This is a genomic window from Cruoricaptor ignavus (genome assembly GCF_900141665.1).
In the GTDB taxonomy this organism is placed as follows: domain Bacteria; phylum Bacteroidota; class Bacteroidia; order Flavobacteriales; family Weeksellaceae; genus Cruoricaptor; species Cruoricaptor ignavus.
Map to the genome: position 1 here is coordinate 348,952 of NZ_FQYI01000002.1, position 18,611 is coordinate 367,562.

An 18,611-nucleotide genomic window follows, 5' to 3' on the forward strand; every position below is an offset into this window, starting at 1 on the left:
TGCCTAAAATGCGGATGGCTAATTTACGAAAAACTAAAGAATTTTCTGTAAATTTTTTGGCGATAAAAATTTCAGGGCTGAATTATAATGCTAAATTTGCGAAAATTAAAAAGCTTTATGGCAGCAGGATTTTTGGCATTGCTTGACGATATTGCAGCCCTGATGGACGATGTGGCGATAACTGCAAAAGTGGCAACCAAGCAAACCGCCGGAATTTTGGGCGATGATTTGGCGGTGAATGCCCAAAAAGCCACCGGGTTTCATTCTTCCAGGGAAGTACCGGTTTTGATGAAAATAATGAAGGGCAGTTTTGTTAACAAGCTGATAATCATACCGATAGCATTTGTGCTGCAGGTTTTGTATCCACCGGCAATCAATGTGATCCTGGTTTTGGGCGGGTTGTATCTGGCGTTTGAAGGCGTGGAGAAAATCATCGAATTCATCCATCTTAGAAATCAGAAGCGTCTCGGGAAAACAGTTCTGGAAATAGCCGAAGAACCGAATATTTCCGAAGACGAAAAAGTAAAATCCGCCGTGATGACGGATTTTATCCTCTCCATCGAAATTGTGATTATCGCTTGGGGAACTGTTCTGAAAGAGCCTTTGCTCACACAAATTATCACGGTGAGCATCGTCTCAATCATCGCAACCGTAGGCGTTTACGGAATCGTAGCGCTGATTGTGAGGATGGATGATGCCGGTTTCAAACTCATCCGCACATCCAAAAATTACAAATCTTTCCGTGCAAGAGTCGGCAAAACTTTAGTGCGCGCTTTACCATTGATTATCAAGGCTTTAGGCGTCATCGGAACCATCGCTTTAATTTTGGTGGCAGGCGGAATTTTCGAGCACAACCTTGATTTTCTTCACAACATTCTACCGAACTGGAATGCTTTGCCACGGCAATTTCTCTTCGGGATCGCTGCTGGAATTCTAATGCTTCCGATTGGATTCTTAGCAGAGAAAATTTTTGAGAAAAAGAAAGTTGCCGCGGAAAAACCTTAAAAATGCACCTGTTTAATTTCTTTACCGGTGTTCGGTTTTGGTTGCGGTATCATCAAAACGAGCACTGCAGCGATGATTAGGCAGATTCCGCCAAGACTCACATAATATATGGCGTGGTTTTGGAAAAGGAATTTTACGAGCGGTCCGCCAATTATCCCGTTTAGAATCTGCGGTAAAACGATGAAGAAATTGAAGATTCCCATATAAATTCCCATTTTATTTGCAGGAATCGCATCTATCAGCATTGCGTAAGGCATCGCCAAAATACTTGCCCAGGCGAAACCAAGCCCAAGCATTGACATCCAAAGATGCTCTCTGTCAAGGAAGTACATTGACAGCAAACCGAGTCCACCGAAAAGCAAAGCCAAGGCGTGCGTCCTGTTTTTCCCGATTTTATTGGCAATAGGTATCAGCAGAAATGCGAACGGAATTGCAAATAAATTATAATAACCGAAGAGTACGCCGGTTAAATTTCCGGCATCGTTAAATTGCTGAGAGCGAGTATCTTCTGGCGACAAACCGAAATGATGCGTTGCCAAAGAACTCGTGGTGAAAACCCACATTGTGAACAGCGCAAACCACGAGAAAAACTGCACGGCGCCCAGCTTTTTCATTAGTGAAGGCATATTTTTAAAATCCTTAAAAATATCCGTAAATTTTGAATTTTCTTCAATCTCAAATTTCTGTTCAGAGAATGCTGCTAGTTCTTTCGGGCTGTATTCCTTCGTTGTGAAAATCGTGTAGAGAATCGAAAGCACCAAAACCGCAGCACCGATATAGAATGAGTAAATGACATTATCTGGCACGAAGCCTTCCGGTGCAACGCCTGAAACACCGGCATTGGAAAGCCAGGTCGGCAAATTCGAACCGATGACAGCACCTATTCCGATGAGAATCGTCTGCACGGAAAAGCCTACCGTACCCTGACTTTTCGGCAGCATATCGCCCACCAAAGCGCGGAAGGGTTCCATCGCCACATTGATGGAAGCATCCATCATTGCGAGGAAAATCACGGCAAGCAGCAAAACATTGGCACCCATCATCTGCGTTACAGACGCGGAATTTGGCAGCGCTACCAAACCTACCGCACAAAGCACGGAGCCAATCAGGAAATATGGTTTCCTTCTGCCGAATTTTCCCCAGGTATTGTCGCCAAGATGCCCGATGATCGGCTGCACGATTAGGCCAGTAATCGGTGCTACAAGCCAGAACCACGAGAGTTTATCGACTTCCGCACCAAAGTTGGCAAGGATTCGGCTTGCATTGCCGTTCTGCAGGCCGAAGGCCATCTGAATGCCCAGAAAGCCCATACTCATATTGATGATTTGCGCTAGTGAAAGTTTTGGCTTTTGTATTGCGTTCAAAGTTTTGATGTTTAAATTAAAAATTAGCGAACTAGCTCAAGAACACGGGATTCTTTTGGTCTAAGTTTTAGATTGTTTAAATCTGTGAAAGTCTCACCGGTCATTACATCACGGAATTTGGAAAAGCCGTCTGTAATTTCTTTGTAGCGGAAAGCTTCCACCGGCATCTCCTTTTCCTGTGAATTGTAAACTACGAGAATTTTTTGCGATGCTGCACTGCGTGAATACGCGTAAACACCGTGCTGCGGAAAGAACTGCACCATTTTTCCTTCGGTAAGTGCCGGGGAATTTTTGCGGAAATTAGCCAGTTTTTTGATGAAATCGAACGCAAGATTTTCCTGCGCCGTTCTGCCCGATTTTGAAAACTGGTCCACCTTATCTTCCTTCCAGCCACCCTTCATATCGGAACGAACAAGGCCATCCGGATTTGAAAAATTCTTCATCAGAATTTCCGTGCCGTAATAAAGCTGCGGAATTTTGTTAGAAGTGAGCAGCAAAATAATCCCGCTTTTGAACTTCTCGAAATCTTCGCCAACCACCGAAAAGAAACGGCTCATATCGTGATTGTCCAGGAAGATGACATTCTTTTCCGGATTTTGATAAAGGAAATCCTGAGCCGTAAGGTTATACAGCCGGTTCACGCCATCATACCAGCCGAATTTTCCGTTAAGTGCCTCATACACAGCTTCTTTCCACGCAGAATCCGTGATGCCGGGAAGATTAGAATCAATTTCCTGCCCCAGCTTTTTTCCTTCCGTAAAATAAGCCTGATTGGATGGCTGATACATCAGCGTTTCGCCGAAAATACCGAGCGATGGATATTCCGAGCGGATTCTTGCCAGCCATTCAGCATTGAATTTTAAATCGTTGTAAGAAAATGTGTCAATCCTGAATCCGTCAACCTTGGCATACTCAATCCACCACAAGTAATTCTGAATCAAATACTTAGCAACGAAAGGATTGTCGTGGTTCATATCTGGCATCGTAGGCACAAACCAGCCTTTTTCTGCAATATCGTAATCGAATTTGGAAGCGTACGGATCCTGAACCGGCTCAAAACGGTAGGTGGTGTTCGTATATTGCGGGAACTGGTGTACCCAGTTTTTCATCGGCAAATCCTGCATCCACCAGTGGAAACTTCCGATATGGTTCGGCACCACATCCTTTATAATTTTCAGGCCTTTGCTGTGCGCTGTTTCCACATATTTGCGGTACAGTTCATTCGTTCCGTATCTTGGGTCTATCTTATACAAATCCGTTGCTGCGTAGCCGTGGTAAGATTCCTTCGCCATATCGTTTTCAAGTTCCGGCGTATTCCAAATTGCCGTGATGCCTAGGTCTTTCAGGTAATCCATCTTTTTGATGATGCCCTGCAAATCGCCGCCGTGACGGTAATACATTGAATCTCGGTTGATGGTTTTTTCCCGCAAAGATTTTACGATGTCGTTGGAATAATCGCCGTTGGCAAAGCGGTCCGGCATTATCAGGTAGATTAAATCCTTTTGGCTGATGCCTTTTGGCTGCGCCGTTTTTTCGACTAAAACAAAATCATATTTGAATTTGCGCTTGCCATTTTGCGAAAACCAAATGGGATAAGATCCCGGTTTTGCTTCCGGCTTTACGAGCAGATCCACAAACTGATAATTCGGGTTGTCGGTTCGGTGAGATTTTTCCAGCACGAAGGCTTTTGCATCCACAGCAACCTCATATTTGGAAATATCCTTTCCGTAGAGCATCAGCTGCAAACCATTGTCCTTAAAACCTGTCCACCAGTTAGGTGGCTCCACTCTTTCCAGCGGCTTTTGCGCAAAAACCATCGCAGAAATCAAAACTAAAACTGCGAGAAAAATTTTCCTGTTCAAAATTTTATTTTTAAAAATGCTAATTATTAATTTACTATTTCTTCAACGGCTTCAAAGAAATCGCATAGCCGCCGCTTCTTGCCAGCTTCATCGGCAGTTGGCTTCGGCTCGTCACCGTTTTCTTGTAAATTTTGTAAGACTGCGGATTGCTGATGTAATCGGCATCGTCACCATCTGCGTAAACCGTGGCCTCGTAAGTTTTTCCCTTTGGCAGGAAGGAAAAATCCACAGTAAAATTCCGCGCATTTTCATCCGTGATGCCGCCCACAAACCATTCATCCTTACCTTTGGTTTTCCTTGCGGTGTGGATGAAATCGCCGGGCTCTGCCGCCAGAATCTTCGTATCATCCCAATCCAGAGCCACATCCTTGATGAACTGAAACGCATCCAGATGTCGTGCATAATTTTCCGGCAAATCTGCCGCCATTTGCAGCGGCGAATACATCACCACATACAGCGCCAGCTGCTTTGCCAGCGTGGTTTTCACGAATCTTTTGTCACCGGGAAAATAGTAATCCAGCTTTGTTTGAAAAATTCCGGGTGTGTAGTCCATCGGTCCGCCCATCCATCTTGTGAAAGGCAGAATCGTCTGATGCTCAGGATTATTCCCGCCGAACGCCTCAAATTCTGTTCCGCGCGCTGCTTCTGCCGCAATCCAGTTGGGATAGGTTCTGCTCTGCCCAGAAGGCCGCATAGATTCGTGGGAGTTCACCATAATCTTGTGCTTCGCCGCTTCTTCCGCCACCCTGTAATAGTGGTTCACCGTCCATTGGGAATAATGATGTTCTCCGCGCGGAATGATGTGGCCTACATAGCCCGTCTTCAAGGAATTGTAGCCGTACCTGTTCATCAGCTCAAAAGCCGGTTTCAGCCAGCGTTCATAGTTGGTTGCCGAGCCGGAAGTTTCGTGGTGCATCATCAGCCTGATGCCCTTGGAATGCGCATAATCATTGAGCATTTTCAAATTAAAATCCGGATAAGGGGTGATGAAATCGAACACGAATTCCTTGGAATGCCCGAACCAATCTTCCCAGCCGATGTTCCAGCCTTCCACCAAAAGTGCATCGAAACCGTGCTTCGCCGCGAAATCGATGTAAGATTTCACTTTCTCATTATTTGCCGCGTGGTTTCCGTTCGGCGTTAGTTTGGTGAAATCCGTTTTCCCGATGTGCACATTTTTCGCCGTGGAATACGCCCACTGAGATTTCCCGATAATCATTTCCCACCATACACCCATATATTTCACGGGCTTTATCCAGGATGTATCGGCATAGTGCGTAGGCTCGTTCAGATTGAATATCATTTTGGACGCCAGCACTTCTTCTGCTTTTGGTGAAACGATGATGGTGCGCCACGGTGAAACTGCCGGCGTCTGAATGTAGCCCTTCGCACCCTGTGCATCGGGCGTCAGGTGCGTTTTGAATTTGAAATTCGCGGCATCCACTTCAAGGTTGGAAACCGGGTAATTGATGACCGCAGCTTCCGCAATGTTGATGTACAGCGGCTCCCTGCCTTCCTTTTTCAGCATTAATGGCGTCTGCACCGCGTTTTTCACAGGTGTTTGCGAAGCATTGCCGTCAAAGGATGTTGCCCATTTTGCCGGAATTTCCGAGAGCATCGTAGTTTGCGGCTGATATTCCTGGGAATCGTAATCGCCGGTTATCCACCAGGTTTTCGCGTCCCACGGCAAATCAATCTCGGAATCTTCTTCCCTGATGATAAAATAGTTGAGATTTTCCTGCTCAGGAAATTCATAACGGAAACCCAGCCCATCGTTGAACAGCCTGAATTTCAGCACGATATGCCTATCCGTAGAAGCTTGGTTCAGCGTTACTGCCAGCTCATTGTAATGGTTGACATAAGATTTCTTCTCGCCCAAAACAGGGTTCCAGGTTTCGTTCCTCGTATCGCGCTTTTCATCGGTTTTCACGAAGTTGCCGTCCAGGTTCGTCGCCTTATTGTCCTTATTTTCGATTTCCGAACCAAACTGCAATTCACCATCCCGAAAAATCCGGATGCCAAGCTTGGAATCTTCCACTACAGGCCTTCCCTGATAATTCAGGTTGTAGAAAGGCACGCCGTTTTTCAGCTGAAAATTCATCTCAAATTTTCCATCCGGAGATTTTAGGCTTTGTGCTTGCAATGCCGCTGCACCGAAAATCAGGTAAAAAATTGCTGTTTTTCTCACTACCATCAACATTTAATACTAATCAGGTTAAAAAGAAACTGCCGCCAAATAAGCGGCAGATCAGTAAGTCTACAAATTTACTTTTTTTCGAAAGAATACTTCTTATTCGCCTCATCCAGCGTTACTTTATATGTACCTGCTGAAGAGATGGCAATATTATCTCCGCCAGCAACAGCCGCTCCCGAAAGCCCGCTGCCTCCGTAGTTCTGCGCCCAATCGTCATTGAAACGGAACTTCGCTTCGCCTTCGGCAAGCGGGAGGGTCAGTTCCCAAACCTGCTTCGCATCATTCCATACCATATTGGTATCCGCATCCCATCCGCCAGGCGTTGCAGAACCTATGAGTCCCCAAGAGTTTTTAGCAAACTTAAAGCTCATATCGTTCAGGTTTACGGTAAGTTTGTAAGTGTCTTTTGCAGGAGCTTTGATGTTGTCACCGTTTTCCACGAGTGTTTTGCCGTCATTGCTGCCGTAGTTTACATCCCAGTTTTTATCTTTGGTAATTTTAAACTCAGTGCTGCTGCCCGTTTGGAAGGAAATTAATCCTTCGTAAATACCATTTCCTGTCTCAGAAACCAACCGGTTTGCTGCCGCCGGATTCCATCCCTGATAATCACCCGGCGCGTAGAGATAAGATGTCAGGTTGTAAGGAGTAACTTCTAGCGTAACCACATTGGAGTACGCCGGAGTAAAGCCGCTTCCTATGGTGGATTTTACGCGGGCTTCCACTGCCTGAGCCTTTCCCGCCTCCAGCCCGAGGCTGCGGACAAGGGCATTAAATTCCTGATGTGTGAAGCTAAGTTTACCCTCGCCGGCAGGCAACTGTGCAGTTTTGGAATTTTTAAAATTATCGCCCTTTTTTGCAAATTCAACAATTGAGGAAATCCCCGTAGGCACCCCGAAATCTGCCTGACCCACGGTGAAAGCCACAGCCTCGTCCGAAGATTTTGAACCTTCCAACTTCAGCTGCGTTGCGCTCGCGGCAAGCGTAGGATTTGAAACCAGCGATGCCACAGCACGATCGTCATCATCTTCACAAGAAAAAATGAGCAAGGCGAGTATCGCGAGAATTGATATCTGAAAAAACTTTTTCATTTTAATAGGAATTTAGAATTAATAGCCCGGGTTCTGTACCAGGTTTGGATTTACGGCTATATCATTGTTCGGAATCGGGAAAAGCGTGCGGTGGTTTCCTACCGCTGTACCCTCTTTGGCATTACCCTTCCAAGGCCAAAGATAAGCGCCGCTGGTGAATTTGCCAAAGCGGATCAGGTCAGTTCTGCGGGTAAGCTCCCAAGACAGCTCGCGCGACCTTTCATCGAGGATAAAATCAAGAGAAATAGAGCTCACCTCTGGTGCTCCGGCGCGCTTGCGAAGGGCATTTACATATTGCAATGCTGTTGACATATTTCCTCCGCCGCCGCGCAGTACAGCCTCCGCGTACATCAGGTACACATCGCCAAGGCGGTATAGCGGCAGGTCGGTTTCCACCCAGTTGTCGTGGATGCCCGGCTGCCCATTGGATTTTACATTTTTATATTTTATAAATGCATAGCCGTCATTAAAATTGCCTAAATCCTCAATCTCCAGGGACTGCCCGTCCGTAAAGAAACGGCCTCTTTTATCGTTTTTATCAAAACGGTTCACGAAGGCTTTCGTGGTACGGAGGCCGCCCCAGCCGCCATTTACACCAAATTCTTTTGGATCCATCTTTCCGCCGATGGCAGCGTGAACAAGGAAGGTGGTGCCCCCGTTGGTCTGCGTGCGCTGCCCGTCATAAACAAGTGAAAAAATGTTTTCAGGATTGCCGATGTGGTTGTCCGCAAGGAACAAATCGCTGTAATTTGGCTTCAGGGTATAGCCGGACTGGATGATCCTGGTGCAATATTCAATCACTTCTGCGTAGCGCTCCTGGCCGTTGTACACTTTTGCATTGAGATAAAGCCTAGCCAGCAATGCCCACGCCGCTGCCTTATCTACCCTGCCGTAGGCTTGGGTACGCGGGGCTTTTAGGTCTGCCTCCGCCAGTTTTAGTTCATTTTCTACAAAGGTGAAGAGTTCTGCCCTAGGCATCTGCTTCGGTACGGTGCCCAGGGTAGTTTCATCTACGAATGGTACATTTCCGTACATATCGAGAAGGTGATAATAGGACTGCGCCCGTAGGAATCTCGCCTCTGCGCGCATCGTTTTCGCTTCCTCCAGATCTGCACCGCTGATGCCGTTGCTGCTGAGTTTCTCATCGGTGGTGTTTCTCAGAAACTCGTTGCAGAAAGCAATCTCCGTGTAGATGCGGTAGTACATCGCATTGTTGAACTCATTTGCAGGGGTCCATATCATTTTATGGAACTCGTGCAGGGTACCGTCGTTCCAGCCGATCACCGCTTCATCCGTGGTGATCTCCTGCATAATGAACAGCAGGCGCGCGTAGTTGGAAAATCCGCCGTCGATATCCGCGATGTCTCCCGCTCCGTCTCCGCCCTGTTGGCCGCCTACTGCCAGGCCGCCGTATAGCTTAGCCAGGAGATTCGGATATTTGCTGAAGTCTTTATAAAGGCTCGCCGCGGTTACATCCGTCACCGGTTCCTGGCGAAGGTCATCCGTGCAGGAGCCCAGGCTGAGTGCCGCGCTGAGCGCGATGGCTGCTGCTGAAAGTTTTTTTATTCTGAAATTCATTGTCTCGAAAATTTAAAATTGGAAATTTAGCCCAAGAGAATACACCCGCGGCCTTTGATAAAAGCCATTATCGATGTTTCCGAAAATCTCCGGATCCACACCGGAATAATCGGTAATTACGAAAACATTTTGCGCCATACCGTATACGCGGAGGCTGCCCGTTCCTCTGAAAATATCGCGGAAGGTGTAGCCAAGCGTCAGGTTATCCATCCTGAGGAATGAGGCATCTTCTACGAAGATATCACTCCAGAACTGTACATTTTTAAAGCCGTAATCTTTTGCGACGCTGGAGATGTTCTGCAGGAAATCGTTGGTAGCTATGTTCTGAACATTGGACTGGGAGGCGAAGTTGTTGTAAACATAATTACCCAGTACCGCGCGGAGCGTAGTGGAAAGGTCGAAATTTCTATACCGGAAGTTGGTAGAGAAGCCAAATGTGGCATCGGGCGTGGTAGATTTGTAGAAGTATTTGTCCTTAGCGTCTATCACCCCATCTCCGTTTTGGTCCACATAGGCACCCTCAATCGGCTTGCCGCTGGTGTCATAAATCTGCTGATACACATAGAAGGAAGATGGCTTCTGCCCCACCGCGTGTGCCTGCACAGTGTTCCCTGTACCGCCGCTGATGCCGCCCATAGCGAAGCGGATATCCTCCTTCACATCATTAAACTTTTTGATTTCAGGATTGTAATGCGTGAAGTTGAAATTAAAATTCCAATCGAAATCTGCAGTTTTTACTGGAGCCACATTCAGCGCGACCTCTATACCGTCGGTCTCCATCTCTCCTACATTTTTTATGTTCCGGTTGCTGAACTCTCCTGCAGGCACCTGCACATCGTAGAGCAGGTCTTTGGTTTTTTTGCTAAACCAGTCTACCGATGCGGTAATGCGGTTGTTAACAAACCCAAAATCCAGCCCGGCATTTACTGTTTCCGTGGTTTCCCAGGTCAGGTTCGGGTTGTATTGAGACGGGCGGTACATATTGTAGAACTGATCGCCGAAGCCGTACTGCGCGGAGCTGTTGGAGATGCCGTATGCCGGGAAGGAATTGTACCAACTGCCTACCTCCTGCTGGCCAGTCTGCCCCCATCCGGCGCGGAGTTTCAAATCAGAAAATGTCTGGGAATCTTTGAGGAAATTTTCATTTTTAATCTTCCAGGCGATGGAAGCAGCCCCGAAGGTTCCCCAGTTGTTTTTCAAATCCTCCCCGTTGTAAAACCTGGAGGAGCCGTCGCGGCGGATAGAAGCATTGATGATATACCTATCTGCAATGGTGAATATCCCCCGCCCGTAGAAGCTGAGAAGCACCAGATTTCCCTCATAATCCCTAGGCTTTTCCAGAGCATCGTACGCAGGATTGCCGTGGTAAGTCATCGCACCGGGCGCCTTATTGTTAAATTTCTGGTAAGAATATCCAGCGATCAAATCGAGCTTTGTATTGATAGGCTCAATGGTTTTAACATAATTCAGGAAAGTTTCGAGGAGCTTGTTGGATTTCTCCTGCTCATAATCTGTCCTGCTGCCCAGGGTAAAGAATGTAGAACGGTAGCCTGGATACTCGGTGGTAGCGCCAGTACCCTTCTGATAGTCATAGCCTAAATTCACATTCCAGTGTAGGTCCGGCAAGAAATGAAATTTATAATCAATCTGGGTATTTGCAATTCCGCGCCACACGCTGGAGATATCGCGCCTTGCGGCAAGCATCGCCACCGGGTTGCTGGTAGCGTTTACATTCTGGTTGGTCTCGCCCTTATCATTTTTCGGTAGCCACCATTCCCAGTATCCGCCGACGCGCTGCCCGTTGTCAGAATCATCCTTCACAGGCTGAGTCGGGTCAAAGAGCTGTGCCGCCCCGATGACGCCCGCCGGGAAGCGGTTTTCCGTAAAGGAGCCTTTCAGGTTTACATTCACAGTCAAATGATTATCCAGGAATTTCGGCGAAAGGTTGAGGGATGCAGAAGTCCTGCGGAATTCATTGGTGCGCACGATGCCGTTTTGGTCTGTATACCCGAGCGATAGCCGGTACGGAAGCCCCTTGATCCCTCCGGAGAATGCAAGGTTATTATCCGTACCCCACGCCGTCTGATAAATCTGCTCCTGCCAGTCGGTATTGGCAGTCCCCAGCATATCTATGTACTTCTGCTGAGTAGCGTTATTGCGCACATACTCGCGGAATTCATCACCGGAAAGCACGGACTGCGTACCCATCTTCGTGGATGCGGAAGCTACCGTGCTGAAATTCACCTTCAGCTTGCCCGCGGAGCCTTTTTTCGTGGTAATGAGGATTACCCCGTTGGAGGCCCTGTTACCGTAGATCGCCGCAGCGGAGGCATCCTTCAGGATGTCAAAAGATTCAATGTCATTTGGGTTAATCAGTGCCAATGCGTTGGATGCGCCGGACACTCCCTGGAAGTCCATCGGCACACCGTCCACCACTATCAGAGGATCGTTGGAGCCTGCCAAAGAAGCACCCCCGCGGATGCGGATAGTAGCCCCGGAGCCGGGATTACCACCGTTCCCCGTAATCGTAACGCCGGGTGCCTTACCCTGAATCAGCTGATCCGGGGAGGTAGAGCCGCCATTAAAATCTTTGGAACTTACGGAAACTACAGAGCCGGTAAGATCCTGCTTTTTTTGCTTCCCGTAGCCAATCAGCACCACCTCTTCAATTCGCTTTTCCTGCGCGAGAGAGTCGGTCTGCTGGGCATTCATCATTGCGCCTGCGAAGAAAAATGCCGGGGCAACTTTTAGAACCTGTAAATATCTCATCGAAATTTTAAATTTAGAATTTCCTAAAATAGAGGCCACTAAATTAATAATTTTAAATTGTATGTTAAGCAAATATTAAATTTTATATTAATTCTAAATAACGCTAAAAACTTACAACACAGGGTTTTAGGTTATTTGCGCTTTTCTCTATGATTTTAATCAGTTGCCAAACGGGAACGGCTCAAAAGTTAAAAATATTGAATTTTACACAAATTAATAGCGGAAAATGCTCCCGTGTCTAGGCAACTAAAATACTTACCTTTGCGCAAATTTTGAGACATAAAAATGAGCGATAAAAAAGTTTTGATAACAGCGGCGCTGCCTTATGCAAACGGCCCTGTGCACATCGGGCATTTGGCGGGCGTTTACATCCCGGGCGATGTTTATGCGCGCTTTCAGCGGCGGTTGAGAAAGGATGTGGCATTCATCTGCGGCAGCGATGAGCACGGCATTCCCATCACCATCCGTGCGAAAAAGGAGGGTGTTTCGCCGCAGGATATTGTGGATAAATACCACGAAATCATCAAAAAATCTTTTGAAGACTTAGGCATTTCATTCGATGAATATTCCCGAACAACATCGCCGAAGCATTACGAAGTCAGCCAGGATTTTTTCAAGACGCTATATAATAAGGGCAAATTCACGGAGGAAGTTTCCGAGCAGTATTTCGATGAGCAGGCCGGCGAATTTCTTGCCGACAGGTACATCACGGGAACCTGCCCAAAGTGCGGGAACGACGGTGCCTACGGTGATCAGTGTGAAAAGTGCGGCTCCACGCTTTCGCCTTCGGAGCTCATCAACCCAAAATCTGCGCTCAGCGGAAATGTGCCCGTGCTGAAGGAAACGAAAAATTGGTACCTGCCTTTGAATGAGTACGAAGATTTCCTGAAAGAATGGATTATAGAAGGCCACAAAAACGACTGGAAACCAAATGTTTACGGTCAGGTAAAATCCTGGCTGAACGACGGCCTGAAACCAAGGGCGATGACGCGCGATTTGAACTGGGGCGTTCCGGTTCCTTTGGATGATGCAACGGGAAAAGTGCTATATGTATGGTTTGATGCGCCTATTGGCTACATTTCCTTCACGCAGGAATGGGCTGAGAAAAATGGAAAAAAATGGCAATATTTTTGGCAAAATGATAATGCAGAACTTGTGCATTTCATCGGGAAGGACAACATCGTTTTCCACTGCATTATTTTCCCTGCAATGCTGAAGGCGCACGGCAACTACATCCTGCCGAAAAATGTGCCGGCGTTTGAATTCCTGAACCTGGAAAACGACAAGATTTCAACTTCGAGAAACTGGGCAGTTTGGGCGCACGAATTTGTGCAAGACTTCCCAAATCAGCAGGATGTGCTGCGCTACGCTTTGCTGAGTTCTGCGCCGGAAACCAAGGACAACAACTTTACCTGGAAGGAATTTCAGCTTAAAAATAATTCCGAACTTGTGGGGATTTTCGGTAATTTCATCAATCGTGTGGCGGTTTTGATACATAAATATTATGACGGAATTCTGCCAGATTTGAATGCGGATTTTAGCGAATTAGATGAAATAAGGAAAATTGCGGATGAGATAAAAAATGCGCTGGAAAATTTCGAATTCCGTAATGCGCTTTCTGCGCTGATGAATTTAGCACGATTTGGGAACCAATATCTGCAAACCGAAGAACCTTGGAAGACGATAAAAGACCAACCTGAAAAGGCGGCAAAGTCTCTGTTCATCAGCGCTCAGATAGCAGTTGCACTGGCACAGATGTGCGAACCGTTTATGCCGTTCACTTCCGAAAAACTTCTGAAAATGTTTAACACGGAAAAGAAAAACTGGGATGAAATTTCCGGGATTTTAATTCCTCCAAAACACCAGATTAACCCTGCGGAATTGCTTTTCCAAAAGATTGAAGATGAGCAGATTGACGCCCAAATTCAGAAGCTTGAAAATACAAAAATCAACAATAAAAAGACGAATCCCAACGCAAATCCTATGAAAGACGAGATAAATTTTGAAGATTTCACAAAAATTGATTTGAGAACCGCCACAATTCTGGAAGCGGAAAAAGTGGAAAAGGCGGACAAACTGCTGAAGCTGAAAGTGGATACGGGCATCGATGTGCGCACCGTAGTTTCCGGCATTGCCGAAAGTTTTTCGCCGGGAGAAATCATCGGAAAGCAGGTGATGATACTGCTGAACCTGGCACCGCGAAAAATCCGCGGCATAGAATCTCAAGGGATGCTGCTGCTCACCACAAAACCAGACGGCAAACTCAGCTTCGTAACACCCGACGAAAAAGTGGAAAACGGCGTGGAAATCGGGTGAGATTTTTAATTAATTTGCAGTTATTAAAATTAAAATCATTATGAAAAAACTCATCCTTTCTGCCGCGGTTTTTTGCGCAGCAATGTTCAATGCTCAAACTAATGAGCAGCTGAAATCTGAGATTGAAAGCATTAAAAAGGAAATTGCGGTGCTTCGCAATGATGTGGAGTCCGTGAAAGCGCACAACATCTACCTGAAAAAAGCGCTGGATATCAATACGCCGGTTACCGAAGTGACAAAAGATGGCTTTACAATGAAGATTACGAAAGTTGCGGGCAATAAAAAAGACAAGGAAATTGCGATAACTTTTTTGGCGGAAAATAAGGATGTCAATAAGAAAACCATATTTGATGATTTTGAATTGACGGATTTAGAAGGAAATCTTTTAGGAGTAAATTTCGTAAAAACTTCCAGCCCATATCCAACACTTGTGCAGAATACGCCGCATAAAATGACGGTAGTTTTCCAAAATGCCACCGATACAAATTCCATCGTAAAAGTCTTCCGCTTTCGTTTAAAGCATTCGAAAGAAGATGAATGGGATACTGACGGAAGATTTACAAGGTTTGAATTCCGCGATTTGAATGTTAATTGGGAATAATTGCAATTCATTCTAAATTTTTATATTTGCCGCAACATTAAACAATAAACTATGGGATTTATTCAGGAATTTAAGGAATTTGCGTTCAAGGGCAACGCAATTGATTTGGCAGTAGGTGTCATCATCGGTGGTGCTTTTGGAAGCATCGTGAATTCTTTGGTGGAAGATGTAATCACACCACTTTTGCTGAATCCGGTGCTTGAAACAGCGGGCGTTGCAAACATTGAACAATGGCAGGTAAACGGCGTATACTGGGGGAAATTCATCGCTGCGGTGATCAGCTTCCTGATGATTGCGCTGGTACTTTTCTGGCTGATTAAGGCTGCGAACAAAATCACGAAGCCTGCAGTGGAAGAAACGCCGGCGCCAAGCAACGAAGAATCTTTGCTAATGGAAATCCGCGACGAACTGAGAAAGCGTCCGCTTTAATTGCTGGCTATTTTGAAAAACAAAGGCTGCCTTTCCGGCGGCTTTTTTTATTCCCTAGAAATCGCGAAAATTTTCGGAAAATCCTTAACTTTGATTTTCTTTAAAAATTATGCAGGAGCAGGTAGTTTTAGTGAATGAAATGGACGAAGTTCTCGGCCTGATGGAAAAGATGCAGGCTCATAGAGAAGGTCTTCTGCACCGGGCTTTTTCGGTTTTTTTGTTTAATGAAAACGGGGAAATGCTGCTGCAGAAACGCGCGGCTTCCAAATACCATTCGCCGAACCAATGGACTAATGCGGCGTGCTCTCACCCAAGGGAAAACGAAAGCTTTAAGGACGCGGCTTTGCGCAGGATGAAGGAAGAGCTGGGCATCGAAACTGAGATTGAGGAGCGGTTTCACTTTATTTACAAAGCGGATGTTGGCGGAGGACTGTGGGAGCACGAACTGGACAGGGTTTTTACCGGGAAGTTTGACGGTGACTTCAAATTAAATCCGGAAGAGGTTTCGGAAATACGATATATTTCGCTCGAAGATTTAGATGAAGAATTGAGAAAAAATCCAGAGAATTTTACGGAATGGTTTAAGATTATTCTCCGGGAATTCCGGGAAAGACTGCGCTATTAGCCCCGATGGAAGCGGCTACCCCGCAGCGAAGCCGCGGAGCGAAGCGGAGCGGCAAAGCGAGGAGTAATAGCGGACAGCGGGAAATAGCTCCAAAAAAAATAATAAAATTTTAAAATTATGGATAAGAGAACGGCGCTTTTTGAAAAACATAAATCTCTGGGTGCCAAGATGGTGCCTTTTGCCGGATTTGAAATGCCGGTGCAGTATTCCGGAGTTACGGAGGAGCATTTTGCGGTGCGCGAAAAAGTCGGAATGTTCGATGTTTCGCATATGGGCCAGTTCTTGATTGAGGGCGAAAATGCAGAGGCGTTGCTGCAGTTTGTGACTTCGAACGATGTTTCTGCGCTGGAAGTTGGGAAGGCGCAATACAGCTGCCTGCCGAACGGAAACGGCGGAATTGTGGACGACCTGATCATCTATAAAATGGGTGATGAGAAGTTTTTCCTGGTGGTAAATGCGTCGAATATTGACAAAGACTGGGAGCATATTTCAAAGTATAATGAGAAATTCGGTGCGAAAATGACGAATCAGTCGGACGAGATTTCGCTGATTGCAGTACAGGGACCGAAGGCTGCGGATACGCTTCAGAAGCTGACTTCCGTAAAGCTGGATGAAATTCCGTACTACAATTTTGCAATTGGTGAGGTTGCCGGAGTTCAGGATGTAATGATTTCCAACACAGGATACACTGGAAGTGGTGGTTTTGAGATTTATTTTAAAAATGAAGCAGCGGAAAAACTTTGGGACGAATTGGCAAAAGCCGGCGAGGAATTCGGCATAATGCCCTGCGGACTGGCTTCGCGCGATACCCTAAGGCTGGAAAAAGGTTTCTGCCTTTACGGAAACGACATTGATGACACGACTTCTCCACTGGAAGCAGGATTGGGCTGGATTACGAAGCTGGACAAGGATTTTGTGGACAGAGATTTTCTTGCGAAGCAAAAGGAAGAGGGCGTTTCGCGGAAACTGGCTGGTTTTGAAATGCAGGAAAAGGCGATACCAAGGCAGGGCTATGAAGTGGTGGATGCAGACGGAAATGTTATTGGCAAAGTAACTTCCGGCACGATGAGCCCGATGAAAAAAATTGGCATCGGCCTGGCCTACCTGGATAAACCGCATTTTAAAACCGGCTCAGAGATCTTTATCAGAATCCGGAATAAAGATGTGGCGGCAAAGGTGGTAAAAGTGCCGTTTGTTTAGTTTAAAATTAACTATTTAAATATTATGAAAAAACTTTTATTTACAGGAGCACTGTTTGGTGTGGTTTGTAACATTACTGCCCAAATTTTTAATGCAGGTTTTGAAAACAATAATGGAGTACCGCTTTCCGCATTCAAAAAAATTAATATTGACCAAAATAAAGTTGCAATCTGGGCTCCAGTTCAGGAATTCAACGATGAAGCGTGGATACAGTTCTTTGATGGTTTTGATAATAAGATTGCTTTCAGTACTTCGAATTACGATCCTGCAGGTCAATCAAATGACTGGTTAATTACACCAAAAATTAGTATTCCAGCTACTGCTCCATCCCCCACTTTGTACTGGAAAGCAAAATCATACGATTTCGAGTTGTTGGATGGTTATAGCATCCTTGTCAGCACCACCACAGATGAACCATCCAGTTTCGTTGAACTTCTCAAAATGGATGTTGAAAAGCCGTACGACTTTTCCGAATACGAACTGGACTTATCAGCTTACCGTGGGAAAGATATATTTTTAGCATTCGTCAATAACACTAATGCAGGTTATTACTTAGCACTAGACGATTTGTACATTAGTGAATCTGCTAATTGTCTTATGCCTGGGTTGAATGTAAGTGTTAAAAATTTAACCAAAACAGGCTTTGAGGTAAGCTGGAATGCTACAGGCGGAATATCCAAATACGATGTTGGTCTTACCGATTTTAATACACCTGTTCAATCGCTTGGCATTCAGACATCATATGATAAGACCTTCACAAATCTTCATCCTGGGACACGCTATCAGTTTTTCCTAAAAAATGCAGATTGTGGTTCAGGATGGAGAGGTCCAAAATCCATATTTACACCAACATCTCTTCCTTATTACTATGGTTTTGAGTATTCGGCCGAGAATTACGGGGAGTACGACTCTGACGGTTGGATTTCTTCCACCTGGCTAAACGGAAACTCCGCTTCATCCGCAGCCAGTGGTAGTGGGTATGTTTTCAACAATACGAGCAAAACCTACGCTAAAAATGACTGGCTGTACTCCTACCCGCTTTGGTTAGAAGAGGGAGAAGCTGTCCATTTATCGTTTAAGGCAGCGATGGGTAATGCTAATGCTACGCCTGCAAAATTAAAAATTACGGTTGGTACTAAACCTGAAAAGGATGCTGATGCACATGTCATCAGTGAAATTGAAATATCAGGAAATACTTACAAAAGTCATAAATTACAATATACTGCCAAAAATAGTGGCGTTCATTACTTTGGTTTTGGTAATGTTACTCCTGCTGTGGAAGTAAATGCAGCATTAAGGTTAGATGATATTGCATTTGAAAAAGCAAGTATGGCTGTTCAGGATTTAGAAATAGCAGAAATTTCAGTTTATCCGAATCCTGTTGTCGAAGAACTTTTCATTAATGCAAAAAAATCACAAATTAAATTAGTGGAACTTTATAGTGCCGATGGTAAATTGTTGAATAAGATTACTAATTCCTCATCTATTAAATTTGACAAACTGCCAGCAGGAATTTATTTACTCAAAATTCAAACTGAGAAGGGAACCACCACCAAAACTATCATTAAAAAATAAAAAAA

13 protein-coding genes are annotated in these 18,611 nt (G+C 45.5%); 7 read left to right on the forward strand and 6 right to left on the reverse strand.

Features of this window, described 5'->3' with window-relative positions; all coding sequences use genetic code 11:
• The first annotated feature begins 117 nt into the window (after positions 1 to 117).
• The gene (locus tag BUB43_RS04020) at positions 118 to 1,005 is read left to right on the forward strand and encodes a DUF808 family protein (protein ID WP_073178540.1); all 888 of its coding nucleotides are present in this window, start codon (positions 118 to 120) and stop codon (positions 1,003 to 1,005) included.
• Here BUB43_RS04020 and BUB43_RS04025 read toward each other — a convergent pair.
• The 6 genes from BUB43_RS04025 to BUB43_RS04050 all read right to left on the reverse strand — a co-directional run bounded on the left by BUB43_RS04025 (position 1,002) and on the right by BUB43_RS04050 (position 11,860).
• Entirely contained in the window at positions 1,002 to 2,360 is a 1,359-nt protein-coding gene (locus BUB43_RS04025; RefSeq protein WP_260200464.1) for an MFS transporter, read from the reverse strand. The genes BUB43_RS04020 and BUB43_RS04025 overlap by 4 nt on opposite strands.
• A gap of 32 nt (positions 2,361 to 2,392) precedes the next feature.
• Entirely contained in the window at positions 2,393 to 4,231 is a 1,839-nt protein-coding gene (locus tag BUB43_RS04030; RefSeq protein ID WP_260200460.1) for a glycoside hydrolase family 13 protein, read from the reverse strand.
• A gap of 34 nt (positions 4,232 to 4,265) precedes the next feature.
• Positions 4,266 to 6,425 (reverse strand): glycoside hydrolase family 97 protein, encoded by a 2,160-nt coding sequence (locus tag BUB43_RS04035; protein ID WP_073178634.1) that lies wholly within the window; start codon positions 6,423 to 6,425, stop codon positions 4,266 to 4,268.
• A gap of 71 nt (positions 6,426 to 6,496) precedes the next feature.
• Positions 6,497 to 7,513: a SusE domain-containing protein gene (locus BUB43_RS04040; RefSeq protein ID WP_073178541.1), complete on the reverse strand. Its 1,017-nt coding sequence runs from the start codon at positions 7,511 to 7,513 to the stop codon at positions 6,497 to 6,499.
• A gap of 18 nt (positions 7,514 to 7,531) precedes the next feature.
• A complete protein-coding gene (locus BUB43_RS04045) occupies positions 7,532 to 9,091 on the reverse strand; it encodes a RagB/SusD family nutrient uptake outer membrane protein (protein ID WP_073178543.1) in 1,560 nt (519 codons plus the stop codon).
• Positions 9,092 to 9,103: 12 nt separating this feature from the next.
• A complete protein-coding gene (locus BUB43_RS04050; RefSeq protein ID WP_073178635.1) occupies positions 9,104 to 11,860 on the reverse strand; it encodes a SusC/RagA family TonB-linked outer membrane protein in 2,757 nt (918 codons plus the stop codon).
• Between the two features lie 285 nt (positions 11,861 to 12,145).
• Here BUB43_RS04050 and metG point away from each other — a divergent pair, with 285 nt between their 5' ends.
• The 6 genes from metG (at position 12,146) to BUB43_RS04080 (ending at position 18,606) form a co-directional block, all read left to right on the forward strand.
• The gene (gene metG / locus BUB43_RS04055) at positions 12,146 to 14,176 is read left to right on the forward strand and encodes a methionine--tRNA ligase (RefSeq protein WP_073178545.1); all 2,031 of its coding nucleotides are present in this window, start codon (positions 12,146 to 12,148) and stop codon (positions 14,174 to 14,176) included.
• A 40-nt stretch (positions 14,177 to 14,216) separates the two neighbouring features.
• Positions 14,217 to 14,777, forward strand: coding sequence for a hypothetical protein (locus BUB43_RS04060; RefSeq protein WP_083541136.1), 561 nt, complete (start codon positions 14,217 to 14,219; stop codon positions 14,775 to 14,777).
• Positions 14,778 to 14,828: 51 nt separating this feature from the next.
• Positions 14,829 to 15,206: a large conductance mechanosensitive channel protein MscL gene (gene mscL, locus BUB43_RS04065; RefSeq protein WP_073178547.1), complete on the forward strand. Its 378-nt coding sequence runs from the start codon at positions 14,829 to 14,831 to the stop codon at positions 15,204 to 15,206.
• Between the two features lie 109 nt (positions 15,207 to 15,315).
• Positions 15,316 to 15,831 (forward strand): isopentenyl-diphosphate Delta-isomerase, encoded by a 516-nt coding sequence (idi, locus tag BUB43_RS04070; RefSeq protein ID WP_073178549.1) that lies wholly within the window; start codon positions 15,316 to 15,318, stop codon positions 15,829 to 15,831.
• 117 nt (positions 15,832 to 15,948) lie between these two features.
• Entirely contained in the window at positions 15,949 to 17,031 is a 1,083-nt protein-coding gene (gene gcvT / locus BUB43_RS04075) for a glycine cleavage system aminomethyltransferase GcvT (protein WP_073178550.1), read from the forward strand.
• Positions 17,032 to 17,055: 24 nt separating this feature from the next.
• Positions 17,056 to 18,606 carry a T9SS-dependent choice-of-anchor J family protein gene (locus tag BUB43_RS04080; RefSeq protein ID WP_073178552.1) on the forward strand — a complete coding sequence of 517 codons (1,551 nt, stop codon included), beginning with the start codon at positions 17,056 to 17,058 and terminating at the stop codon, positions 18,604 to 18,606.
• The last annotated feature ends 5 nt before the right edge of the window (positions 18,607 to 18,611 follow it).